This is a genomic window from Actinomadura sp. BRA 177 (assembly GCF_013372625.1).
GTDB lineage: Bacteria > Actinomycetota > Actinomycetes > Streptosporangiales > Streptosporangiaceae > Spirillospora.
In genome coordinates, this window is sequence record NZ_JABXFD010000340.1 from 1 (window position 1) to 22,968 (window position 22,968).

The following is a 22,968-nucleotide window of genomic DNA, read 5'->3' on the forward strand; positions in this document are numbered from 1 at the left end:
AGTGTGCTGGGTGCAGACGGTCAAGGTTGCCAGGAGGGCTTCTGGCGGGATGACCCTGGTGTAACGCACCTGTCGAATGATGCCAGGCGGGGGCGCGCTGTGGGTGGTGTGCGGCACGTTGGGGGGCGGGCTTCCCGGTCCAGGCGGTTACAGCGAAGATGACCCTTGTGGGGCGCGGCTGTCGAATGGTGGTTGGGCGCGTCGCCGGTGGGTCATGGGGTAGGGATCACGGTGGCGGGACTTGCATCGCAGGGTGTGATGTCTGCCACGATGGCATTGCGGCTTTTGTCCCTTACCGGGGCCGATGGCCGTTGACATCGGCCGGCGGCGCGGCGATCCCGTGTACCGGCCCCGAACGAGGAGTGTCATCGATGACGATCGACTCCGTGCGCGGCGCGCCCGACACCCCGGAGCGAGCCGAGCCCGAGCTCGTCCAGCTCCTGACCCCCGAGGGGGAGCGCGTCGAGCATCCCGACTATCCCCTGGACCTCAGCGCCGAGGAAGTGCGCGAGCTGTATCGCGACCTGGTGATCGTGCGGCGGATCGACCAGGAGGCCGTGGCCCTGACCCGGCAGGGTGAGCTGGGGCTGTGGGCGTCGCTGCTGGGGCAGGAGGCCGCGCAGATCGGTTCTGGGCGCGCCCTGTCCGAACATGACATGGTCTTTCCGACGTATCGCGAGCATGGCGTCGCGTGGTGCCGGGACGTTGAGCCGCTCAAGCTGCTCGGCCTGTTCCGGGGCGTCAACCATGGTGGCTGGGACCCGGCGGAGCACGGGTTCCACCTGTACACGATCGTGATCGGCAGCCAGACGCTGCACGCGGCCGGGTACGCGATGGGCATCCAGCGGGACGGGGTGCTGGGCACGCCGTCGGCCGGTGCGACGATCGCGTACTTCGGGGACGGGGCGACGTCGCAGGGAGACGTGAACGAGTCTTTCGTTTTTGCGTCTGTGTTCAACGCGCCGATCGTGTTCTTCTGCCAGAACAACCAGTGGGCCATCTCGCAGCCGTTGGAGAAGCAGTCGAGGGTCCCGCTCTACCAGCGGGCGCAGGGGTTCGGGTTCCCTGGGCTGCGGGTGGACGGGAACGATGTGTTCGCCTGTCTCGCGGTGACCAGGAAGGCGCTGGAGAACGCGCGCACGGGCCAGGGCCCGACGCTCATCGAGGCGTTCACCTATCGGATGGGTGCGCACACGACGACGGACGATCCCACGCGGTACCGGCTGAAGGCCGAAGAGGAGGCGTGGAAGCTCAAGGACCCGATCGAGCGCGTCAAGGCGTACCTGGTGCGCAGCGATCTGGCGGACGCGGGCTTCTTCGAGAAGGTCGAGGACGAGGCCAAGCAGCTGGCGAAGGAGCTGCGGGAGGGCTGCCGGGCGATGCCCGATCCGCAGCCGCTGTCGATGTTCGACGAGGTGTACGCCGAGCGGCATCCGCTGATGACGGAGGAGCAGGAGCAGTTCGCCGCCTACCTGGCGTCGTTCGAGGAGGAGGCGAAGTGACCACCCTGACCCTCGGCAAGGCGCTCAACGAGGGCCTGCGCAAGGCCATGGAGAACGACCCGAAGGTCCTCATGATGGGCGAGGACGTCGGGAAGCTCGGCGGGGTGTTCCGGATCACGGACGGCTTGCAGAAGGACTTCGGCGAGGAGCGGGTCATCGACACGCCGCTCGCCGAGTCGGGCATCATCGGGACGGCGATCGGGCTCGCGCTCAGGGGATACCGGCCGGTGTGCGAGATCCAGTTCGACGGGTTCGTGTTCCCGGCCGCCGACCAGATCATCACGCAGCTCGCGAAGATGCGGATGCGGTCGCTTGGCGCGCTGTCGCTGCCGGTCGTCATCCGGATCCCGTGCGGCGGCGGCATCGGCGCGGTGGAGCACCACTCGGAGTCGCCCGAGGCGTACTTCACGCACACCGCCGGGTTGCGCGTGGTGTCGTGCTCGAACCCGCTGGACGCGTTCTCGATGATCCAGCAGTCGATCGCGTCCCCCGACCCGGTGATCTTCTTCGAGCCGAAGCGCCGGTACTGGGACAAGGCCGAGGTCGACGTCGACTCGACGGAGTGGGCGCCGCTGCACGAGGCGCGGGTCGTCCAGCCGGGCGAGCACGTGACGGTGCTGGCGTACGGGCCGTCCATGAAGACGTGCCTGGAGGCGGCCGCGGCGGCGTCCGAGGAGGGACGGTCGCTGGAGGTCATCGACCTGCGTTCGCTCAACCCGCTCGACATCGGCACCGTGACGGAGTCGGTGAACCGGACGGGACGCTGCGTGGTCGTGCACGAGGCGCCGGTGTACAGCGGGTTCGGCGCCGAACTGGCCGCGCGGATCACCGAGAAGTGCTTCTACCGGCTGGAGTCGCCGGTGCTGCGCGTCGGCGGGTTCTCCACCCCGTACCCCCCGTCCCGCCTGGAGGACGACTATCTGCCCGACCTCGACCGCATCCTGGACGCGGTCGACCGGACCTTCGCGTGGTGACGCCGGTGACCGAGCCGAGACTGTTCAAGCTGCCGGACGTGGGCGAGGGCCTGACGGAGGCCGAGATCGTCAAGTGGCACGTCCAGCCCGGCGACACCGTCGAGGACGGCCAGACGATCGTCGAGATCGAGACGGCCAAGGCGATCGTGGAGCTGCCCTGCCCGTTCGATGGCGTGGTGGCCGAGCTGCTGGTCAGCGAGGGTGAGACCGTGGACGTCGGGGTGCCGATCATCTCGGTCGGCACCGAGGGCGGCGCGGTCGCGACGCCGGTGTCCGAGCCGCCGGCGCAGACGGCCGCGCTCCGCGAGGAGGGCGTGCCTACGGCGAACGAGCCGGGCATGGTCACGCCGGAGGAGGCGCCGCCGAAACGTCAGCCGGTGCTGGTCGGGTACGGGGTCAAGGAGGGGGCGACCAAGCGGCGTCCTCGCAAGGCCACGAACGGCACGGTCAAGCCGCCGGCGCCTCGTCCACAGCCTGTGGACAACGGGTTGCCGCTGGCCAAGCCCCCCGTGCGGAAGATGGCCAAGGATCTCGGCGTCGATCTCGCTACCATCACGGGGTCGGGTCCCAAGGGCTCGATCACGCGGGACGACATCCTCGCCGCGCAGCACGCGCCCCAGGCGCCCGTGCAGGCAGGGCCCCGCGAGGAGCGGGTGCCGGTCAAGGGAGTGCGGAAGGCGACGGCGGCTGCGATGTCCGATTCGGCGTTCACCGCTCCGCACGTCACCGAGTTCCTCCAGGTCGACGTCACGCGCACCATGGAAACCGTCAAGCGGCTCCGTGAACTGCCCGAGTTTGCGGACGTGAAGGTGTCGCCGCTACTGCTGGTGGCGCGCGCGCTGCTCACCGCCGTCCGACGGCACCCGATGGTGAACTCCACCTGGGAGGACGGTCCGAACGGCGCGGAAATCATCGTCAAGCGCTACGTGAACCTGGGCATAGCGGCGGCTACCGAACGCGGCCTCATCGTGCCCAAGGTGAAGGACGCGCAGGACCTCGACCTGCCCGGCCTCGCGCGCGCGCTCAACGAACTGGCGACGAAGGCGCGCGCGGGCAAGGCGTCCCCGGCCGACCTCTCCGACGGGACGATTTCCATCACCAACGTCGGCGTGTTCGGCGTGGACACAGGAACCCCGATCCTGACCCCCGGCGAGGCCGCGATCCTGGCGTTCGGCCAGATCCGGGACATGCCGTGGGTGCACGAGGGCGAACTGGCGATCCGCAAGGTCACCACGCTCGCCCTGTCGTTCGACCATCGCATCGTGGACGGCGAACTGGGCTCGCGCGTCCTGCGGGACGTCGGCGACATGCTGGAAGACCCGATCCGCATGCTCGCCTGGAGTTGACTCCGTGGGGCCGGCCCCGTGCCGGCCCCACGGAATCGTCTCAGCGCGGCGGGTTGTCGCCGTCGTACATGCGCTCGTCCCGCCTGTTCTCGAAGCGCGGGCCGCGCTGCTGCGCGCGGGACATCATCAGCAACTGGAGTGCGAACGTCACCCCGCCGACGATGATGAGAATGACGCCGATGACGTGGATGTCCACTGGATCGGTCATCGCGTCCGCACTGATCGCGAACTTCAGGATCAGCCCTAGCGTGATCGTGAAAACACTGACGCCGACACCCATGCGATGACCTCCGCCGGACGATCCGATGCCCTGTTCTTTAACTATCCGCTGGGATCGTCCGCCACACGTCGAAGGCGTGGTCTAGGAGACGGGAACCTTGTCGACCTTCCCGAAAGGACCGGCGTTGAAGGTCACCGACGTGACGTTGCCGGGCGGGGCGGGCAGGTAGACGAACCCACGGTCGGGCTTGCCCACGGCGGTCAGGAAGGTGGCGCGTCCAGGGTCGATGTAGATGCTCGTACCGCCCGCCCTTGCCGGGCCCACACGGACGGCGCGGTAGACGTCCTTACCGCCCGGCGCCTGGATGGAGAACGAGCCGAACACGCCTCCCGGATAGTTGGGGTCGGGATAGGACGCGTCAGACGGCGTGGTCCCCGGCCCCTGGTTCACGATGTCGAACACGGCGACGATGTAGGCGCCGTCCCGGTAGAAGGGTTTGACGTCCAGTCGCCTCTTGTCCGCACCGAAGCTGGCTGTGCGGGTCGCCACCGTCTTGCCGTCCTCCGCCCGGAAGGCGGCCGGTGAGGTCGTGCCGCGCGCGCTTGCCTTCGCCCGGTAGGAGATCTCGACACGGTTGGCGTCCTTGGCAACGGGCTCACTGTTCCCCTTGCCGCTCGCCGCGTAGGTGAATCCGTCCCCCAGGCGGGTCTTCATCTCCTTCATGACGGCCTCTGCCCGGTCCTTGGACAACTTCGTGTCCTTCTCGCCGGTGTGCCCCTCGAATGCCAACGCGCCCGTGGCCTTCGTCTTGATCTGCTGCGCCGCGTCGTCCAGGACGGCCTTCGCACGGCTCGACAGCTTCGCCGCGTCGCCGTCGAACAGCACATCGCCGCGCAGGCTGACAGTGACCTCCGACGGGCTGGACGTGACGTCCTTGGTCTCGCCCTCGACAATGTCGTACAAATCCACGGGATTGCCTCCCGTGCTAGTCGACGGCGAGGACGAAGGCGTAGTCGAGGACGACGCCGTAGGAGCGGTGAAGGGCCTGTCCCGACCGAAGGGCTCGGCACCCACCGACGGCTGGCCACCGGCCGGCGGCCTGGCGGAAGGCGTGGTCGGCATCCCCGACCCGCTCGGAGGCGCCGACACGCTCGGGTTCGCCGAGGAGGCGGTCACCGGAATCCCGGTGAACTCGCCGGCCGTCCCCGGAGTGATCGCCGTGACCTTCTGGACGTCCGCCGGTATCGCCGGGTATTCGGCGGCCATCTCCCGCGTCGCGCCTGGGGTGAAGCCGGAGCCGCTCGTCGTCCCGGTCGGCTTGTAGAGCTTGCGCCCGACCGGATCGATCAGCGCGATCTCGAACGGCACGGACTTCGTGGACGAGTCAAGCGAGGTCAAGCTGTACCGCAGCACCGCCTTGCCCGCCTGCCGCTGGACGCTCCGGACGTCGACCCGCGCATGCAGCCCGTCCGCGCCGCCGAACCAGCCCTCCTTGGAGAACGCCCCGCCGCTCTGCGCGGCAGCGCTCGGAGCACCGCCCACCGTGACGGTCGGCGGAGCGACCTTCCCGGCCCGACCGCTATCAGCACACCCAGCAGCAAGAAGCAGGCCGACAAGTGAGACGGCGAGGGGCGAAACACGCATCGGCCATCCGGTCAGGGGGAACGGGCGAGGGACGCGGCCGATCTTAGTGAACGCCACCAGCCCCCGCCATACGCGCTCTTCGAGCCGCTACAACCGCCGCGACCAACGACCCCAAGCTCCATAACCACCCCTGCACCCCCGGTTTCGGGCTGGCCGTCGGGTGGGTTCGGGTGAGCCGGGATGGGGTGTGTGCAGACCTTTACCTGCGCGGTGCGGGGCGCCGGCGTCAAGATGGCGATCATGGGTAGCGGCAAGGGCTGGTGGCCGTGGTTGGCGGTCCTGGCGGTGGTGGCCGGGGTGCTGGTGCTGGTCGGGTGGACGTTCTGGCCGGTGTTGGAGTGGGGTCACGGCAAGATAGGGCAGGCATCGAAGCGTGCGCCGCTGGCCGGGGGGGGTCCTGCTCACGGCCGGAGTGGTCATTGTCGGCGCGGTGCGGTGGGCTTGGCAGCGCTCCCGCCGACTCGGCGCCTCCGCGCCGGTCGCAGGCACCCTGGCGCAGGCCAAGGAGTTGCTGGCCGAGCTGGTGGACCAGCAGTGGAAGGACGAGGCGCGGCTGCGGTCGCTGGATGACCCCGACCCGATCCCGGTGCGGTGGCGGACCCCGGACGCGGCCGAATTGATGGACCATGCCGTCAACATCGACCCGTCCGCCGCACCGCCCAGTGGGCCTGCGGGCGGTGCGGCGCGGTTGTGGTGGGCAGCATCGAGCGCCGAGATCGGCGCGCTGGCCGACCGGTTCCGCCGCACCCGGCGTCGCCGGCTGGTGATCCTGGGCGGACCGGGCACCGGCAAGACCACCCTGGCGGTGCAACTGCTGCTGCACCTGCTGGCCACCCGCACCGCCGATGAGCCGGTCCCGGTGCTGCTGCTGGTGGCCGGCTGGGATACCCAACGCCACCCCCGCCTGCAGGACTGGATCGCCGACCGGCTCACCGGCGACTATCCGGCGCTGCGCTCACCGGAGCTGGGCGCCGAGGTGGCACCGGCCCTGGCCGGGCGGGGGCATATCCTGCCGGTCCTCGACGGGCTGGACGAGCTGCCCCCACCCGCCCAGACCGCGGTGATCAACGCGCTGAACCGTTCCCTGGGCGGGGACGACCAGCTCATCCTCACCAGCCGCACAACGGAGTTCACCGCCGCGATCAGCGCCGCCGGGGACCTGATCACCTCCGCCGCCGTGCTGGAACCACTCCCGCTGACGCCCGCGGCTGCCGCGGACCACCTCACCCGCTGCCTGCCGCCCTCCCCCGGACCGGCCTGGCAGCAGACCCTGACCGCGCTGCGCGCCACACCCCTGGCCGACCAGACCCCACCCGGCCAGGAGGCGGTGCACCGGCCAGCGGCGGCGCTGGCCGAGCTCACCGCCACTCCGCTGGGACTGTGGCTGGTCCGCACCGTCTACACCGCACCCGGCGCCGACCCCACCCCACTGACCGACCCGGACCGCTTCCCCACTTCCGCCACGCTCCAGGCCCACCTGCTCGACCAGCTCATCCCCGCCCTGATCGACGCTCGTCCTCCCAGTACCAACTCCGCCGAACCGTTCCGCCCCCGTCGCCGCCGCCACCCCGCCCAGGTCCGCCACTGGCTGGGATACCTGGCCCACCACCTCACCACCCAACCCGCCACCGGCGGCCAGGGCACCCGCGACCTCGCCTGGTGGCGACTGGCCGCCACCACCCACACCTTCACACCCACCACCCGACTCACCTTCGCCTCAATCACCACCCTCACCACCGGGCTCGCGGTCGGGCTCGCGACCGGGCTCACGTTCGGGCTCGAGACCGGGCTCGCGTTCGGGCTCGTGGTCGGGCTCGCGTTCGGGCTCGTGGTCGGGCTCGCGACCGGGCTCACCACACGGTCATGGGCGCAAGACCCACCCGGATACGCCGACCTGCACATCCGCCGACGCTCGGCCGCCCTCGTCCGCAGCCTCGCGACCAGGCTCCCGCTCGGACTCGCGGTCGCATTCGCGGTCGCGTTCGCGGTCGGGTTCGCGGGCCAGTTCGCGGTCGGACTCGTGTTCGGGTTCCCGGACGACATGGCCCGGCTGGCACCCGAGTTCCCTGACGGGCTTCGGGTCGGGCTCGAGTTCGAGCTCTTGATCGGGGTCGCGGTCGGGCTCGGGGTCGGGCTCCCGCTCGCGCTCGCGCTGGGGATCATGGCTTGGGCAGCGACACCAGCGCCGACCCACCACGCCACAACACCGATGAGTAGCTGGCGCACGGACCGGAGACTGAACCTGCTCCGCTTCAGCACCACCACCCTCGCGCTCGCACTCACGATCACGATCACGCTCGGGCTGGTGACCGGGCTCTCGGACGGGCTCAGGTACGGGCTCGAGTTCGGGCCCGCGGTCGGACTCGCGTTCGGGCTCACGGTCGGGCTCGCGTTTGGAAAACATCGGGCCTGGTGGGCCTACCTGTTCGCCACCTGGAAACTGGCACGGGCCGGTCACCTGCCTCACCGAGTGATGCCCTTCCTGGACGACTGTCACCGCCTCGGCCTGCTACGCACGGTCGGTCCCTACTACCAGTTCCGCCATGCCGAACTCCACGACCACCTCGCCGCAACCCACCCACCCACGCACAACACCGGCCGACGCCACCGCCGCCCCACCTAAATGAGACCTGCTAGGGCTGCCGATCGGGCAGACTCGGTGCCTGGTAGCCGCTGATGAGTGAGCACTCTCCCCACCTGGACTTTGAGTCCTACGGTCAGAGCGTGCCCTCTCCGGTGGTCGGGGGCTGTTGATCCCTGATGGGATGTCGTGCCCCCGCCAGGCACGCGTTCTCCTGGCCGCCCACCACCGGGACCTCGCCAGACCTTTGCGATGCCTCAACGCCCACTACCGCACGACGGTCTTCGCGATCGGTGACCCGCCCACCCAGATCCTGTGGGCCCAGGCCACCGGCCCGCACTCCCTGCACGGTCTCGCCGAATGAACGGCCCCTAACACGTCTTCGGCGAATCCAGCGTGTGAGAAAGGATGGTGAGGCGCCGAAGTAAGGAGAGCGCAATGTTCACCGCCTGCACCCGGATCATGATGGCTCTTCATGATCGAGGGTGTAGTTGCGGTTTGAAGCCACTTGCGGAACCCCAGTGCGGGCTTGCTCATGCTCACCCGCCCTGCCCGCCTGGTCCTCCGCAGCATCTGCCGCCGCCTGACCACCTGACCACGGGCTCGCCCTCGTCCACAAGAACATGCGCAGCAGCACGAGGCCTGCTCTGGCTTGGTGTCAGGGCAGGTCGTGTTCTCCGTGCTTAATGTCGGCGGCCAGCCGGCGGAAGCGCTCGACCGGAAGCGTGATGCGGGGGCCGCCCGGGTCCTTGCTGTCACGCACGCCGACGTCGCCGGAGAGGTTCGCAACCTCCACGCAGTTGGACTGGCCGCTCGTGCCGCTGCGGCTCGACTTGCGCCAGTGGATCATGTGTACTTCTCCAGTTCGGCCTCCAGGAGGGCCCGAGAAGGGCCGACCGGGGCGGCTATGTCGCTAATCGAGTCGTACCATAGTGTCACCTCCTGGACGTCGAAGGGCTCCGTCAGGAAGCAGCCACGCATTGCCGCTTCGGTGTAGGCAAGGTCCCGGTTTCCCACCGTGAGGATCATGAAAGGTCCATCGAGTCCCGGATGAGCCCCCACCTCATTCTCAACTACACGGACGCTGACGTAGGGAAGCTCGCTCACCTCGATCAGGCGGGCGATCTGGCCGCGCATGACATCTGGGCCTCCGACAATCTGCGAGACTGCCGCCCAGCCGAGGAAGGCCGTCACCCTCGGCGGCTTCGGCTTGTCGAACACGGCCGCCTGCCGTGACAGTCGCCGTTCAAGGTCCACTTCGAGGTCATTCGTCGTCCCGGCACTTAGTGCTGCCCGCGCATAGTCCGGGGTCTGGAGAAGTCCAGGTACCACCGACGATTCCCACATCCTGATCCGTGTCGCGCGGGCCTCGAACTCGGCGAGTTCAAGCAGCCAGTTGCCCTCGTCTGCCAGCTCAGCGAATCCGATCAGGTCCGTGAACATGCCGTCCGTGTTCCACAGGCGGTCGATGATCTCCGCGTGCTCCCGCTTGAGCCTGAGCGTGTTGGACTCGTACCGGGAAACAGTCGAACGGTCGCACTCAAGCAGGTCACCGAGAGCCTGCCCCGACATCCCATGTGCTTTGCGGTAGCGGCGCAGGTGGAACGCCACGAAGTGCCAAATCGATCTTGAAGGATCGAGCGACTCCCGCGCGAGCATCGCCTCTCCAATTTGTTGCGGAGGCTTCCGGAACGTAGCGAGCGTAGCTCAATGCGAGCACGCTTACACCCGAAGTAACCGGAGACGTTCCGAAGGTCGTAGCGATATGTCCGTACCTGCCCCAGAAATCCCGACTCTTCTTCTCAACCCCAACGAAAACGCGCCGGCATTGGCGAGGGAGTTCCTCTCCACACAGTTCCGAGAGTGGGGCTCCAGGGACGACTTCATGGCGCGCCTGGTGGTGAGTGAGCTGGTGACCAACGCATGGCGCCACGGCGAGGGACAGATCATTTTGCGCGTCTTCCGCGACACCCGTGCCGACTTTGCGGTGCTCGAGGTGTGGGACCAGGGGGACGGGCTGCCGGTGGTCGGCCCGGAGGACTTCGAGGCGGTCTCGGGGCGGGGCCTGCTGCTGGTGTCGCAACTCGCGCACGACTGGGGAACTCGTCCGATCACGGAAGGCGGAAAGATCGTTTGGGCCAGGTGCGCCCTGTGAGCGTCCAGGTTGAGCGGTACGTCCTGCGGTGGCGGACGCGCCTGGGACGCGCGACAGCGATCCGGCATCTGGACCTGCTCGCCCTCGCCGTCCAGGCCAAGGGCTACCGGCACGTCAAGCTCTACCAAGCCGACGAGATCCCCACTCGTCCGCCGGTGCTGTGGGTGTTCGCGTTCAGCCCGGACGACCACGTCCGCGTGGCCGTGAGCGTCCACGCCATGCCGAGCGGCGGCTGGGCCTATTGCGAGGCCGGGCGCGGGCGGCACAGCTACCTCTCCCCCTGCGGCGACGCCAAGCACGCCGCTGAGCAGGTGGACGCCCTCCTCAAGCACCGCATGTTCCCGTCCACCTGGTAACGCGGCCGGAGGTATCGCAATGACCCACATTCCCGAGGCTGGGTACGGCCGGCCGCCCCAAGCCCGCTCAGCGCCCGTGCCACCGCTGTCCACGCGTCCAATCGGACGCCTGGAGCTGGATCTCGACATCGACCAGGCTCTCGACGACCTTCAGCGTGCCTTTCCAGGGATCTGCATTTGGCACGGTGATTTCAGCGGGTCGCTGTGGGCGCTCCTCCCGGACCGGCTGGTCGAAGCCAGGACGGCCGCCGATCTGGCCCGCCAACTCCACGCCGCTCTGCCCCGCCCGCGTCCCCACGTCAGACCCGAGCCGCACGTGCGCCGCCCTTGTCCGTCCACACGGCGGACAGACGGCACCTGGACGCCCGCGAAGTCCGCCACCCGGCAACCGGCGCAGCACGGAAGCCATGCCCGTCGCGTTGTCCGCTGGCTCCTCACCACGTGCCTCCACCTAACGCCCGCGGCACCACTTCCGTGACCGCGTACCCCGAAAAGCCAGAGCACCCTGACTTGTGACGTTTTGGGCTCCGGTCAGCGTTGCCGTCCAGGCAGATATGGACGAGTACCCCAGCTCAGTTCATCCAACAAAGCCCCGATCAGGGGCAGCACTCCCTAAGGGCAAAATGGCCACCTGAAAGGATCAGCCTCATGGGTAAGCACGAGAATCCGACGAACTGTGGCATGTGTGGCGGAAGCGGAACGGTCACCGTGAACAACGACAGCAAAGACCAGGACGTCACGTGCCACGGCTGCAACGGGTCGGGGAAGGCGTGAGCGTCGACGCCGCCTTCGCCGCCGTCCCCCGTGAACCCTTCGTCCCCGACCTGGTCTGGGTCCGCCGCGACGACGGTTGGGCCGTCCCCCTGCGCCGTCAGGACGACCCGGGCGGGTGGCGCGCTCTCGTGCACTCCGACGACGCCATCACGACGCAGATAGACGACGGGGCGGCCGACAAGGGCATATGGCCCACGAGTTCGTGCTCGGCCCCGCACGTCGTCCGGCAAATGCTGGAGCTTCTGGGCCTCAAGCCCGGCCACCGGGTCATGGAGATCGGCACGGGCACGGGCTGGAACGCCGCATTGATGGCGGAGATCGTCGGACCGCAGAACGTGACCACCATCGAGATCGACCCGGTGGTGGCCGCGCAGGCGAAGGCGAATCTCGCCAGGGTCGGCTGCCCGGTTCAGGTTGTCATCAGGGACGGCGAGGCCGGAAGTCTGGCGGACGAGCCCTATGACCGGATGATCGCCACGGCCGCAGTGGCGGAACTGCCCTATGCCTGGGTGCGGCAGACGCGGCCGGGCGGGCTCCTACTCGTCCCATGGGCTCCGACGTTCCACCCCGACGGCCCGATCGCCCGGCTCACCGTGCGGGACGGAGGACGGGCGGAGGGCCGGTTCGTCGCGCCCTCCTGGTTCATGCCGCTGCGCGGTCAACGCATCTCCCAGCCCGTCCGGAACAGCTACAAGGAGCGGTGGACCGACGCGGGCAGCCCTGTCATCGAGCGATTCGGTATCACGGTGACGTCCATAGGACAGACGATCTGGCTCGACTCTCCGGACAACCCGGTCAATCCGTCCTGAACGTGAACAGGCCCCCGCCGGAGGTCCGGCGGGGGCCTGCCTGTGCACACCCGGTCAGAAGGACTCTTCGGGCAGTTCCATTACGTCGAGGGTGGTGGACTCGGTGATGGCTCGGTCGGAGGCCAGGCGCGGGAGGACGGTCTGGCAGAAGAACTGCGCGGCCGCGACCTTGCCGTTGTAGAACGCCTTGTCGGAGTCGGACACGTCGCCGCCGCCGAGGGCGGTCAGGGCGACGTCGGCCTGGCGGAGGAGGAGCCAGCCGACGATGAGGTCGCCGAGGCCGAGCAGCAGCCGGGACGAGTTGAGCCCGATCCGGTACAGCTCCTTCGGGTTCTCCATCGAGCCGAGCGCCCACCCGATCATCGGGTTGAGGATGCCCTGCACGTCGTCCAGCGCCCGGCTGAGCAGGGCCCGCTCGTTCTTCAGCCGGCCGTTGCCGGCCTCGGACTCGGCGAACGCCTGGATCTCGCCGGCGAGCGCCTTCAGGGTCTCGCCGTTGTCCCGGAGGATCTTGCGGAAGAACAGGTCCTGGCCCTGGATCGCGGTGGTGCCCTCGTAGAGGGTGTCGATCTTGGAGTCGCGGATGTACTGCTCGATCGGGTAGTCCTGCAGGAAGCCGGACCCCCCGAGGGTCTGCAGTGACTCGGCGCCGAGCAGCGCGTAGGCGCGCTCCGAGCCGAAGCCCTTGACGATCGGCAGCAGCAGGTCGTTGATCTTCTCGGCCTGCTCGTCCCTGCGGCCCTCGTGCTCGGCGATCTGCACGGCGTCCTGGTAGGACGCGGTGAGCAGGACGAGCGCGCGCATGCCCTCGGCGTACGCCTTCTGCGTCATGAGGCTGCGCCGGACGTCCGGGTGGTGGGTGATCGTGACGCGCGGGGCGGTCTTGTCCGTCATCTGCGTCATGTCCGCGCCCTGCACGCGCTCCTTGGCGTACTCCAGCGCGTTCAGGTAGCCGGTCGACAGGGTCGCGATGGCCTTGGTGCCGACCATCATCCGGGCGTACTCGATGACGAGGAACATCTGCTTGATGCCCTCGTGCACGTCGCCGACCAGGTAGCCGACGGCGGGGTGCTTCTCGCCGAAGGTCAGCTCGCAGGTCGTGGAGACCTTGAGGCCCATCTTCTTCTCGACGTTGGTGACGTAGGCACCGTTGCGCTCGCCCAGCTCACCGGTCTCGACGTCCACCAGGTACTTGGGGACGAGGAACATCGACAGGCCCTTGGTGCCGGGGCCGGCGCCCTCGGGGCGGGCCAGCACCAGGTGGAAGATGTTCTCGGACATGTCGTGCTCGGCCGAGGTGATGAAGCGCTTGACGCCCTCGATGTGCCAGGTGCCGTCCGGCTGCTGGACGGCCTTGGCTCGCCCGGCGCCGACGTCGGAGCCCGCGTCCGGCTCGGTCAGCACCATCGTGGCGCCCCACTTCCGCTCAAGGGCCAGCTCGGCGAACTTCTTCTGCTCGGGCGTGCCGATGTGCCACAGGATCTGGGCGAAACCGGGGCCGGAGGAGAACATGTAGACGGCCGGGTTGGCCCCCAGTACCTGCTCGGCGACGGCCCAGGTGAGGGAGCGCGGCGCGCCGCTGCCGCCGAACTCGGGGACCAGGTCGAGCCGGTACCACTCGGCGTCCATCCACGCCTTGTACGACTTCTTGAAGCTCTCCGGCATCTCGACGGTGCCGGCGGCGGGGTCGAACTTCGGCGGGTGGCGGTCGGCGTCCTCGAACGAGTCGGCCAGCGGGCCCTCGGCCAGCCGGTTCACCTCGTCCAGGATGCTGCGCACGGTGTCCTCGTCCAGTTCCGCGTACGGGCCGCTGCCGAGGAGGTCCTGGCGCCTGAACACCTCGAAGAGGTTGAACTCCAGGTCCCGGAGGTTGCTCTTGTAGTGCCCCATTCGAGACTCCGTCTGGTTCGGCGGAGACCGGCAGGTCCCGCTGCGTACTGGTTAGTAACTCAACATCATGCTACCCGCTAGTAACCAGTGGCAACCACTCAAACCGACCGGATCGGGGGGACTCAGGACACATCGATATCACGTCCGGACGTCCCGCGTGACGCAACTCACAAGGTCGGACGAGGTGCGCGAATCGGGCAGCAGCCCCTACCGCGCGCCGCCGGGGCGTGGTGGGAAGATCGACCGGGGGCGTGAACATCGTGAGGCACGAGGAGGTGCACATGAAGGAGGAGCCCGAGATCCCGCGGCTGACCGTCATCGGGACCGGCTACCTCGGCGCCACGCACGCCATCTGCATGGCCGTGCTGGGCTTCGAGGTCCTCGGCGTGGACGTCGACCAGGCCAAGATCGACCGGCTGGCGTCCGGCGAGGTCCCGATCTTCGAGCCCGGGCTGCCCGAGCTGCTCACCAAGGCGCTGGACTCCGGCCGGCTCCGGTTCACCACCTCGTTCGAGGAGGCCGGCGCCTTCGGCGACGTCCACTTCGTGTGCGTGGGGACGCCCCAGCAGACCGGTTCGGACGCCGCCGACCTGACCTACGTGGACGCCGCCCTCCGCGCCCTCGCCCCGCACCTGCGCCGCCGCGCCCTCGTCGTCGGCAAGTCCACCGTGCCGGTCGGGACGGCGCAGCGGCTCACCGGCGTCGTGCAGGAACTGGCGCCCGCCGGCGAAGCGGTCGAGCTGGCGTGGAACCCCGAGTTCCTGCGCGAGGGCTTCGCCGTCGACGACACGCTGCGCCCCGACCGGCTGGTCTTCGGCGTCACCTCCGACTGGGCGGACGAGCGGCTGCGCGCGGCGTTCAAGCCCGTCCTCGACCTCGGGACCCCGGTCGTCCGCACCGACCTCGCGACCGCCGAGCTGGTCAAGGTCGCCGCCAACTCCTTCCTCGCCACCAAGATCTCCTACATCAACGCGATGGCGGAGGTCTGCGAGGCGGTCGGCGCCGACGTCAAAGATCTCGCCGACTCGCTCGCGCTGGACGACCGCATAGGCGGCAAGTTCCTCAAACCGGGCCTCGGCTTCGGCGGTGGCTGCCTGCCCAAGGACATTCGCGCGTTCGCGCACCGCGCCGAGGAGATCGGCGTCGGCCAGGCCGTGTCGTTCCTGCGCCAGGTGGACGACATCAACCGGCGCCGCCGCGCCCGCACGGTCGACCTCGTCCGGGAGCTGCTCGGCGGCGACTTCACCGGCCGGCGCATCGCCGCGTGGGGCGCGGCGTTCAAGCCCAACTCCGACGACATCCGGGACGCGCCCGCGCTGGACGTGGCGCGCACGATGCACGGCCTCGGCGGAGACGTCCGCGTCTACGACCCGGCCGCGCTCGGCAACGCGCGCACCGCGTTCCCCGAGCTGCGGTACGGCGACAGCGCGATGGACGTCGCGCAGGACGCGGACGTCGTCGTCCTGCTGACCGAATGGTCGGACTTCCGGGAGGTCGACCCGGCGGCGCTGGCCCAGGTCGTCCGGCACCGCCGGATCGTCGACGGACGGCACGCGCTCGACGCCGCCCAATGGCGCAAAGCGGGCTGGGAGTACCGCGCGCTGGGCCGCTCCTAACCCCTCGTTGACTTGCGGCGTGTTGTTGTCATCCGCCGTCCCATAACAACAACACTCCGCAAGTCAACGGGAACGGGCGGGGGGAGTGGGGCGTTGGTGGTGGTGAGGGGCCGCGCCCCTCCCGGACGAGGTGCGCCGTACCCGGAAAGCCAAGACGACGCATGCAAACCGTCGTCTCGTACCGGGAGCGCGATCATGCCCTGGATCCTCGTCATCGTCGCCGGCCTCTTCGAGGTCGCCATGGCCCTCTGCCTCAAGGGCAGCAAGGGCTTCACCGAGCCGCTGCCGTCCGCCGGCTTCCTCGTGTTCGCCGTGACCAGCTTCGGGCTGCTCAGCCTGGCGCTGAAGAACCTCGACGTCGGCACCGCGTACGCCGTCTGGGTGGGCATCGGGGCGGTCGGGACGGCCGCGCTCGGCATGCTCGTCATGGGCGACCAGGTCTCGGTAGTCAAGATCGTCGCGCTGGCGTTCATCATCCTCGGCGTCATCGGCCTGAACCTCGCCGGAGGCGGGCACTGAACCCCGCCCGAGGCGGCGGGCACTGACCGCGCCCCACCGCAAGGCCCCCGGACGGCCGCACACGGCCACAAAACCCGGCCATTGCCAGGTCACAGCAGTTTCCTCGGAACGTAATCTCCCGTAACAACGTCTATGGGACGAGAAGAGCGCGGCGAGTGCTCGTACACGGGAGGGACCGGACCTTGGTCTTCAAGAAGCTGCGGCAGGCGATGGGCATCGGCGGCCCGTCGATCGAAACGATCCTGCACGACCCGAACACGACGCCGGGCGGCGTCGTGACCGGCGAGGTCACCATCATCGGCGGCGAGTACAACTCCGACATCAAGTCGGTGAACCTCGCCCTCCGCACCAAGGTCGAGGTCGAGTCCGGCGACAACGAGTACAACCAGAACCTGGAGTACGCCAAGATGCCCGTGGCGGGCGGGTTCAGCCTCCAGCAGGGCATGCGCCACAGCATCCCGTTCCAGATGCCCATCCCGTGGGAGGCGCCGCTCACCCACATGTACGGGCACCCGCTGCGCGGCACCACCGTCGGCATCGCGACCGAGCTGGAGGTCGCGGGGGCGCTCGACCCGGGCGACCTCGACCCCATCGCCGTCCACCCGCTGCCCGCGCAGGAGCGCATCCTCGCGGCGTTCTCCAACCTCGGCTTCCAGTTCCGCAACGCCGACTGCGAGAAGGGCCGCATCTGGGGCGTCCACCAGGAGCTGCCGTTCTACCAGGAGATCGAGTTCTACCCGCCGGGCCAGTACGCGCGCGGCATCAAGCAGCTCGAAGTGACGTTCGTGTCGAACCCGCACTCCATGGAGGTCGTGCTGGAGCTGGACAAGCGCGGCGGCGTGTTCACCGAGGGGCACGACGCGTTCAGCCGGTTCACCGTCGACTACGCGAGCGTCGACCACACCGACTGGGAGCGGCAGCTCGACGGCTTCCTGCAGGAGGCCGGCCGTCGCCGCGGCTTCTTCTAGACGCCATCATGGGATCCCCTCCGCGATCTTGATCGCGGAGGGGATCGCCGCGTGGAAAGAGGTTCCGTGCCCCAGCCCCCCGGACTGAACGACGCGGAACGGCGCCTGTGGGCCGCGTTCCCGACCGGCGCCACCGTCGTCCTCGGCGACGGCTGCCCCGCCGGCCCCGACCCCGACCGGATCGTCCGCGCCGAGATCATCACCAAGCTGCTGCTGGGCGCCTGCGACACCCGGGCGGGCGCGGTCGCGGCCGTCCGGCTCCGCGGCGCCTACGTCACGGGTCAGCTGGACGTGACCGGCGGCACCGTCGAGCACGAGCTGCGGCTGGAGGACTGCCGGCTCGTCGAGGAACCGGACTTCTCCAACGCCGAGACCCGCCAGCTGCGGCTGTCCGGCTGCCGGATGCCGGGCTTCGACGGCGGCGGACTGCGCGCCGACGGCTATCTCAGCCTGTCCGGGTCGCACATCGACGGCGAGGTGCGGCTGCCGAGGGCGCAGCTCAGCGGCGGCCTCCGGATGAACGGGACGCGCATCACCGCGTCCGGCCCGAACCGGTGGGCGATCTTCAGCGGCGGGCTCGTCGTGGACGTCGGCACGTTCATCCGCGACGCCGAGATCACCGGCGGCGTCCGGTTCGTCGGGGCGCGGATGAACGGCGGCCTGTTCATGGAACGCACCACGCTGTCCAACCCCGGGCGGATCGCGCTGGACGCGCAGAACATGGTGGTCGAGGACGCCGCCGAGTTCAGCAACGGCTTCACCGCGCTCGGCACCGTCCGGCTGCGCAGCGCCCGCTTCAACGGCATCCTGTCGTTCTCCCGGGCGCGCCTGGACGCCACCGACCCGTCCCGGATGGCGCTGCACGCCAGCCACATCGTGGCGGACGAGCTGCTCCTCTGGCCGGACGAGAAGATCCAGGGCCGGGTGTCGCTGTCCTACTCCCGGATCGACCTGATCATGGACCATCCGTCCGTCTGGCCGGACGAGCTGTACCTGAACGGCATGTCGTACCAGACGTTGCGCGGCGCCGACTTCAAGGACCGGCTCAGCTGGGTGTCGCGGGACAAGGAGTTCCACCTCCAGCCGTACGAGCAGCTCGCCGCCTGGTACCACAGCATCGGCTCCGACGACGTGGCGCGGAAGGTGCAGCTCGCCAAGCTGCGGGCCCGCCGCCGTCGCCTGCACCCGGTCGCCAAGGCGTGGAACCACCTGCTCGACTGGACGGTCGGGTTCGGCTACCGGCCTTGGCTCGCGTTCGCATGGTTCGCGGCGCTGCTGGCCACCGGGACGACGGTGTTCTCGATCGAGCATCCCCGGCCGGTCAAGCCGGGCGACGAGCTGCCCGCCTTCCACGCGCTGATCTACACGCTCGACCTGCTGATCCCGCTCGACACGTTCGGGCAGCAGCTGTCGTACGACGCGGTGAACTGGTCGCGCTGGGTGGCGTACGGGCTCGTCACCACGGGCTGGGTGCTGGCGACCGCGCTGATCGCGGGCGTGACGCGCGTGCTGCGTCCGAACTGACCCGCGTCCGAACCAACCCGCCGCCCGGGGCGTCCACCGGGGTAGGGATCAACGAGAATGGGACTCCATGGGCACGTATCTGATCACGGGGGCGACGGGCGGCATCGGGACGGCGGTCGCCGAGCTGCTGCGCGAGCGCGGGCATGACCTGATCCTCACCGGCCGCTCCCCCGAGCGGCTCGAAACCCTCACCAAGACGCTGGCGTCCGACGCGCACGCCGCCACCCAGCTCATCAACCCGGGCGCCGTGGCGTCGCCGCCGCGCAACGCGTCCATCACCACGATCCCGCTCGACCTGACGGAGCCGCGCCGCATCGAGGCGTCGCTGGCGGCGGCCGGGCTGCCCGAGCGGCTGGACGGCGTCGTCCACGCGGCGGGCATGGTGCACCTGTCACCGGTCGCCGAACTGGAGGCCGACGAGTGGATGGAGCACCTGTCGGTCAACCTGGTGTCCGCGGCCGAGATGACCCGCCTGCTCCTGCCCGCGTTGCGCGCCGCCGAAGGCCACGTGGTCTTCGTGAACTCCACGGCCGGCCTGCGCGCCAACCCCGAATGGTCGGCATACGCCGCGAGCAAGTTCGGCCTGCGCGCACTGGCCGATTCGCTGCGCGCCGAGGAGTCGTCCCTACGCGTCACGACCGTCTACCCGGGACGGACGGCCACGGAGATGCAGCGCAGGGTGCGCGCACAGGAAGGCCACCCTTACGCCGAGGACGACTTCGCCGCGCCGGGAACCGTGGCCCGCGTCCTGGTGGCCGCGCTTGAGACCTCCCGCGACGCGGTCGTCTCCGACGTCACCGTCCGCCCGAACTAGGTGCGGCGCAGGAACCAGGACGCGAGGACGCCGCCGATCAGCCCGAACAGGTGGCCCTGCCACGAGATGCCGGGGTCGCCGGGGATCACGCCGAAGATCATCGTCCCGTAGACGGCGACGACGGCGACCGCGATGCCGATGTCGAGCAGCCGCCGCTCAAAGATGCCGCGCCCGACCAGGTAGCCGAAGAACCCGAAGATCAGGATGCTGGATCCGAGCGTGTTCGCCGAGCTGAGGAACCACACCCCGAGCCCGCCGACCACGATGATGATCAGGCTGGCGGCGAGGAACTTGCCGATGCCGCGCGCGGCCGCGATGAACCCGAGGATGAGGAACGGGAGCGTGTTGGCCATGAGGTGCCCGAAGCCGGCGTGCATGAACGGGGCGGTGAAGATGTCCGGAAGATCGTCCACGTCGCGCGGCTGGATGCCGAACCGGTCGAGCCAGCCGTTGGTCGTGTAGTCGAACGCCTCCAGGACCCACATCACCGCGGTCACCGAAACGATCAGGATCGCCGACGACAGCGCGCGCACGCCGTGCTTCGCCAGCTCATCGGAACGTTGCCGGTCGGGGGTGTAGCTCATGTTCTCCACCGTAAGTCTGGACGTCCCTGCCTGGTCAACGACCGGGGCGGCCGGAAGGTGCCATCGGGCGTTTCCGGCATAGTGGACGGATGCGTGCAGCGATCTGCGAAGAACTCGGCTCGGTGGTCGTCAAGGACACCGGCGCCCCCACCCCCGGCCCCGGCCACGTCCTCGTCACCGTGGAGGCCGCCGGCGTCAACTACGTGGACGCCCTCTTCGTCCAGGGCCGGTACCAGATCAAGCCACCGCTGCCTTTCGTCCCGGGCAGCGAGGTGGCGGGCACGCTTCCCTCGGGCGAACGCGTCCTGGCGATGTGCGGCCTGGGCGGCTTCGCGACGCGCGTGGCGGTCCCCGCCGCCTCCGCCGTCCCGATCCCGGACGCCCTCGACTTCCCACGCGCCGCCACATTCACGCAGAGCTACTGCACGGCCCTGTTCGCCCTCCGCGACCGCGCGAACCTGCAACCAGGCGAAACCGTACTGGTCCTGGGCGCCGGCGGCGGCGTGGGCCTGGCCGCGATCCAGGTCGCGAAAACTCTGGGCGCCCGAGTCCTGGCCGCCGCGTCAACACCGGCCAAACAGGAAGCCGCCCGCAACGCGGGCGCCGACGAGACGGTGTCCAGCACCGAAGACATCAAGACAACGGCCCGCGCCTGGTCGGACGGCGGCGTCGACATCGTTTACGACCCGGTCGGCGGCGCACTCGCCGACCCCGCCCTGCGCGCACTGCGCGAACAGGGCCGCTACGTCGTGATCGGGTTCGCGTCCGGGGACATCCCGTCCCTCCCGCTGAACCAGGTCCTGCTGCGCAACCGCGCGATCGTCGGCGTCGACTGGGGCGCCTGGTCGATGCGGAACCCGCGGGACCAGCGCGCCCTGCTCGACGAACTCCTCGCCATGGTCGCGAAGGGAGACCTCACCCCGGTGCCGCCCCGCACGGCACCTCTCGCCTCAGCGGCCGAGGTGCTGGACGACCTGCTGAACCGCCGCGTCGTGGGGAAGGTGGCCCTGCTCCCCTAGGCCGCCGACGCGTGCTCCGACTCGGACGCGTCGCCGCGCACCACGATGACGGGCAGCGGCTTGCGGACCGGGGCGTCGGCCGTCCGGCGCAGGTAGCGGCGCTCCTCCGGGGTCGTCCCGCCCCAGATGCCGTCGGGCTCGCCGACCTTCAGCGCCCAGGTGAGGCACTCGGCGATCACCGGGCAGTTCGCGCAGATCGCCTTGGCGGCGTCCTGCTGCTCCTGGAGCACCTCCGCCGAGTAGCCGATCGGGAAGAACAGGTCGGGATCGGCACCACGGCAGATGGCGTGGTCGGTCCAGTGCTCCTCGTTCTCGTTGTTCTCGTTGCTGTGCATTGGCTTCTCCCTGCGCCGCGACGAGACCACCGTGCGGTTTCCGGCTCGGCGGGGGTGGTCTCCACTCAACGTAGTACTACAACCCGTAGTACTACAAGACATACGTGAACGTTGCAACTTAGCGGCCGGATAACCTGGGAGGTGTGCAGCGTGATCAAGAAGTGACCTTCCGCGAGGCGACGGCGGCCGATCTTCCGCAGATCGTCCGGCTACTCGCCGACGATCCCCTCGGATCCACCCGCGAAACACCGGGAGAGGAGATCCCGGAGGCCTACTTCACCGCCTTCGCCGCGATCGAGAAGGACCCCAACAACGCGGTGATCGTCGCCGAGGTCGCGGGCGACCTCGCCGGCACCCTCCAGCTCACCTACATCCCCGGCCTCACCTACACCGGCGGCGAGCGCGCCCAGATCGAGGGCGTCCGCGTGGCCGCCGAACAACGCGGCGCCGGCGTCGGCCAGCTAATGATCAACTGGGCCATCGACCAGGCCCGAGCCCGCGGCTGCCGCGTGGTCCAGCTCACCACCGACCGCCAGCGCCCCGACGCCATCCGCTTCTACCAGAAAATAGGCTTCCGCCCCTCCCACATGGGCATGAAGTACCACCTCACCTAGGCCCAGATGGCACAGGGGACGCCGTCACTGGAGGCGTACGGCTCCGCCGGAAGGCAACGCGCCTCCCCCAGCGCCACCCGCCGAGCCGTCCAGGCGGCGGCCGCGGCATCGAGAACGTCATCGACCCGCGCCTTCCTCCCGGCTGTGCCGAGGTCCCCTTCGAGGACGATGCCCGCCCCGGCCAGCAGGCCCCGGCGTTTCTCCATGCCGGCCCAGCTCGCCTTGGTGGTGTCCAGAGGCCCATCGCCCAGTTCGGCGAAGCTCAACTCGGGATGGACCTCGACGATCCGGCGCGACCGTGACCGCCGGACCCACTCGTCGACCTCCAGGACTTTGCCCTTGAGCGCGAAAGCCTGGGCCGAGATGCCCTTCCCGGTGATCTCCCGGTTGATCTCGTTGGCCTCGGCGTGCGTCGCGCCTTCGAACGCCCGCCGCACCGGCGTGATGAACACGGTCGAACGGCGGGGGCCGAGCTCCTTGCGCGCGCACTCGTCCGCTTCCCGGACGCCGTCGTCCGGCAGGCCGATCGGCATGTCGATCGCGATCACGTCGACTTTCCCGGCCTGGTCGGCTGCGGTGACCAGGGTCTCGATGTGATGCGCGAAGTAGGCGACGGCCGGCCCGTTACTCAGCGCGATGCCCACCCATCCGCCAGCACAGGCGTCCACTCCCAGTACGCGGCTGTTCAGCACACCTCATCATGGCCTCGAACCGTTCGCCGTGC

At 69.3% G+C, this 22,968-nt stretch carries 24 protein-coding genes and 1 riboswitch; of the genes, 16 read left to right on the forward strand and 8 right to left on the reverse strand.

Going from position 1 to position 22,968, the window contains the following annotated elements:
* Window positions 1-371: 371 nt before the first annotated feature.
* Genes pdhA through HUX53_RS18030 form a run of 3 tightly spaced genes read left to right on the forward strand, consistent with a single transcriptional unit; the run spans window position 372 to window position 3,822 of the window.
* Window positions 372-1,502 carry a pyruvate dehydrogenase (acetyl-transferring) E1 component subunit alpha gene (gene pdhA, locus HUX53_RS18020; protein ID WP_176404371.1) on the forward strand — a complete coding sequence of 377 codons (1,131 nt, stop codon included), beginning with the start codon at window positions 372-374 and terminating at the stop codon, window positions 1,500-1,502.
* Window positions 1,499-2,476 (forward strand): alpha-ketoacid dehydrogenase subunit beta, encoded by a 978-nt coding sequence (locus HUX53_RS18025; RefSeq protein WP_176404372.1) that lies wholly within the window; start codon window positions 1,499-1,501, stop codon window positions 2,474-2,476. Before pdhA ends, HUX53_RS18025 begins: the two co-directional genes overlap by 4 nt.
* A 5-nt stretch (window positions 2,477-2,481) precedes the next feature.
* Window positions 2,482-3,822, forward strand: coding sequence for a dihydrolipoamide acetyltransferase family protein (locus tag HUX53_RS18030; protein ID WP_309237300.1), 1,341 nt, complete (start codon window positions 2,482-2,484; stop codon window positions 3,820-3,822).
* A 40-nt stretch (window positions 3,823-3,862) separates the two neighbouring features.
* Here HUX53_RS18030 and HUX53_RS18035 read toward each other — a convergent pair whose 3' ends face one another.
* Together HUX53_RS18035 and HUX53_RS18040 are read right to left on the reverse strand one after the other, a co-directional pair.
* Window positions 3,863-4,102, reverse strand: coding sequence for a DUF6458 family protein (locus HUX53_RS18035; protein ID WP_176404374.1), 240 nt, complete (start codon window positions 4,100-4,102; stop codon window positions 3,863-3,865).
* 81 nt (window positions 4,103-4,183) lie between these two features.
* Complete coding sequence (locus tag HUX53_RS18040) at window positions 4,184-5,011, reverse strand: hypothetical protein (RefSeq protein ID WP_176404375.1); 828 nt, start codon at window positions 5,009-5,011, stop codon at window positions 4,184-4,186.
* Between the two features lie 13 nt (window positions 5,012-5,024).
* Between HUX53_RS18040 and HUX53_RS18045 the strand changes: the two genes are divergently transcribed.
* The 3 genes from HUX53_RS18045 to HUX53_RS18055 all read left to right on the forward strand — a co-directional run bounded on the left by HUX53_RS18045 (window position 5,025) and on the right by HUX53_RS18055 (window position 8,631).
* Complete coding sequence (locus HUX53_RS18045; protein WP_176404376.1) at window positions 5,025-5,366, forward strand: hypothetical protein; 342 nt, start codon at window positions 5,025-5,027, stop codon at window positions 5,364-5,366.
* A 750-nt stretch (window positions 5,367-6,116) separates the two neighbouring features.
* Window positions 6,117-8,309 (forward strand): NACHT domain-containing protein, encoded by a 2,193-nt coding sequence (locus tag HUX53_RS18050; RefSeq protein ID WP_176404377.1) that lies wholly within the window; start codon window positions 6,117-6,119, stop codon window positions 8,307-8,309.
* 142 nt (window positions 8,310-8,451) lie between these two features.
* Complete coding sequence (locus HUX53_RS18055) at window positions 8,452-8,631, forward strand: hypothetical protein (RefSeq protein WP_176404378.1); 180 nt, start codon at window positions 8,452-8,454, stop codon at window positions 8,629-8,631.
* A gap of 294 nt (window positions 8,632-8,925) precedes the next feature.
* On the opposite strand, the gene HUX53_RS18060 is transcribed toward HUX53_RS18055, so the two are convergent.
* Entirely contained in the window at window positions 8,926-9,117 is a 192-nt protein-coding gene (locus HUX53_RS18060) for a DUF397 domain-containing protein (RefSeq protein WP_176404379.1), read from the reverse strand.
* A complete protein-coding gene (locus tag HUX53_RS18065; RefSeq protein WP_176404380.1) occupies window positions 9,114-9,926 on the reverse strand; it encodes a helix-turn-helix transcriptional regulator in 813 nt (270 codons plus the stop codon). Before HUX53_RS18065 ends, HUX53_RS18060 begins: the two co-directional genes overlap by 4 nt.
* Window positions 9,927-10,152: 226 nt before the next feature.
* Here HUX53_RS18065 and HUX53_RS18070 point away from each other — a divergent pair, with 226 nt between their 5' ends.
* From HUX53_RS18070 to HUX53_RS18080, 3 genes are all read left to right on the forward strand, one after another.
* A complete protein-coding gene (locus tag HUX53_RS18070; protein WP_217919581.1) occupies window positions 10,153-10,422 on the forward strand; it encodes an ATP-binding protein in 270 nt (89 codons plus the stop codon).
* On the forward strand, window positions 10,419-10,778 hold the full coding sequence (locus HUX53_RS18075; protein WP_176404382.1) for a hypothetical protein: 360 nt from the start codon (window positions 10,419-10,421) through the stop codon (window positions 10,776-10,778). The genes HUX53_RS18070 and HUX53_RS18075 overlap by 4 nt, the downstream gene beginning before the upstream one ends.
* Before the next feature lie 770 nt (window positions 10,779-11,548).
* Window positions 11,549-12,361 carry a methyltransferase domain-containing protein gene (locus tag HUX53_RS18080; RefSeq protein ID WP_176404383.1) on the forward strand — a complete coding sequence of 271 codons (813 nt, stop codon included), beginning with the start codon at window positions 11,549-11,551 and terminating at the stop codon, window positions 12,359-12,361.
* Window positions 12,362-12,415: 54 nt separating this feature from the next.
* On the opposite strand, the gene HUX53_RS18085 is transcribed toward HUX53_RS18080, so the two are convergent.
* On the reverse strand, window positions 12,416-14,251 hold the full coding sequence (locus tag HUX53_RS18085) for an acyl-CoA dehydrogenase (RefSeq protein ID WP_176404384.1): 1,836 nt from the start codon (window positions 14,249-14,251) through the stop codon (window positions 12,416-12,418).
* Between the two features lie 281 nt (window positions 14,252-14,532).
* Between HUX53_RS18085 and HUX53_RS18090 the strand changes: the two genes are divergently transcribed.
* From HUX53_RS18090 to HUX53_RS18110, 5 genes are all read left to right on the forward strand, one after another.
* Window positions 14,533-15,867: a UDP-glucose/GDP-mannose dehydrogenase family protein gene (locus tag HUX53_RS18090; protein WP_176404385.1), complete on the forward strand. Its 1,335-nt coding sequence runs from the start codon at window positions 14,533-14,535 to the stop codon at window positions 15,865-15,867.
* A gap of 101 nt (window positions 15,868-15,968) precedes the next feature.
* Window positions 15,969-16,031, forward strand: a riboswitch (guanidine-III (ykkC-III) riboswitch).
* Window positions 16,032-16,062: 31 nt separating this feature from the next.
* Complete coding sequence (locus tag HUX53_RS18095; RefSeq protein ID WP_176404386.1) at window positions 16,063-16,386, forward strand: multidrug efflux SMR transporter; 324 nt, start codon at window positions 16,063-16,065, stop codon at window positions 16,384-16,386.
* 182 nt (window positions 16,387-16,568) lie between these two features.
* Entirely contained in the window at window positions 16,569-17,354 is a 786-nt protein-coding gene (locus HUX53_RS18100) for a sporulation protein (RefSeq protein WP_176404387.1), read from the forward strand.
* 66 nt (window positions 17,355-17,420) lie between these two features.
* Window positions 17,421-18,878, forward strand: coding sequence for a hypothetical protein (locus HUX53_RS18105; protein WP_176404388.1), 1,458 nt, complete (start codon window positions 17,421-17,423; stop codon window positions 18,876-18,878).
* 67 nt (window positions 18,879-18,945) lie between these two features.
* Window positions 18,946-19,692, forward strand: coding sequence for an SDR family oxidoreductase (locus HUX53_RS18110; RefSeq protein WP_176404389.1), 747 nt, complete (start codon window positions 18,946-18,948; stop codon window positions 19,690-19,692).
* Here the strand turns inward: HUX53_RS18110 and HUX53_RS18115 are convergent.
* Entirely contained in the window at window positions 19,689-20,276 is a 588-nt protein-coding gene (locus tag HUX53_RS18115; RefSeq protein ID WP_176404390.1) for a rhomboid family intramembrane serine protease, read from the reverse strand. The two genes, HUX53_RS18110 and HUX53_RS18115, sit on opposite strands and share 4 nt — an antisense overlap.
* 89 nt (window positions 20,277-20,365) lie before the next feature.
* Between HUX53_RS18115 and HUX53_RS18120 the strand changes: the two genes are divergently transcribed.
* Window positions 20,366-21,295: an NADPH:quinone oxidoreductase family protein gene (locus HUX53_RS18120; RefSeq protein ID WP_176404391.1), complete on the forward strand. Its 930-nt coding sequence runs from the start codon at window positions 20,366-20,368 to the stop codon at window positions 21,293-21,295.
* Here the strand turns inward: HUX53_RS18120 and HUX53_RS18125 are convergent.
* Window positions 21,292-21,630, reverse strand: coding sequence for a WhiB family transcriptional regulator (locus HUX53_RS18125; RefSeq protein WP_176404392.1), 339 nt, complete (start codon window positions 21,628-21,630; stop codon window positions 21,292-21,294). The genes HUX53_RS18120 and HUX53_RS18125 overlap by 4 nt on opposite strands.
* A gap of 161 nt (window positions 21,631-21,791) precedes the next feature.
* Between HUX53_RS18125 and HUX53_RS18130 the strand changes: the two genes are divergently transcribed.
* Window positions 21,792-22,244 (forward strand): GNAT family N-acetyltransferase, encoded by a 453-nt coding sequence (locus tag HUX53_RS18130; RefSeq protein WP_176404407.1) that lies wholly within the window; start codon window positions 21,792-21,794, stop codon window positions 22,242-22,244.
* Here the strand turns inward: HUX53_RS18130 and HUX53_RS18135 are convergent.
* Window positions 22,241-22,936, reverse strand: coding sequence for a DUF429 domain-containing protein (locus HUX53_RS18135; RefSeq protein ID WP_309237301.1), 696 nt, complete (start codon window positions 22,934-22,936; stop codon window positions 22,241-22,243). The two genes, HUX53_RS18130 and HUX53_RS18135, sit on opposite strands and share 4 nt — an antisense overlap.
* Window positions 22,937-22,968: the final 32 nt, after the last annotated feature.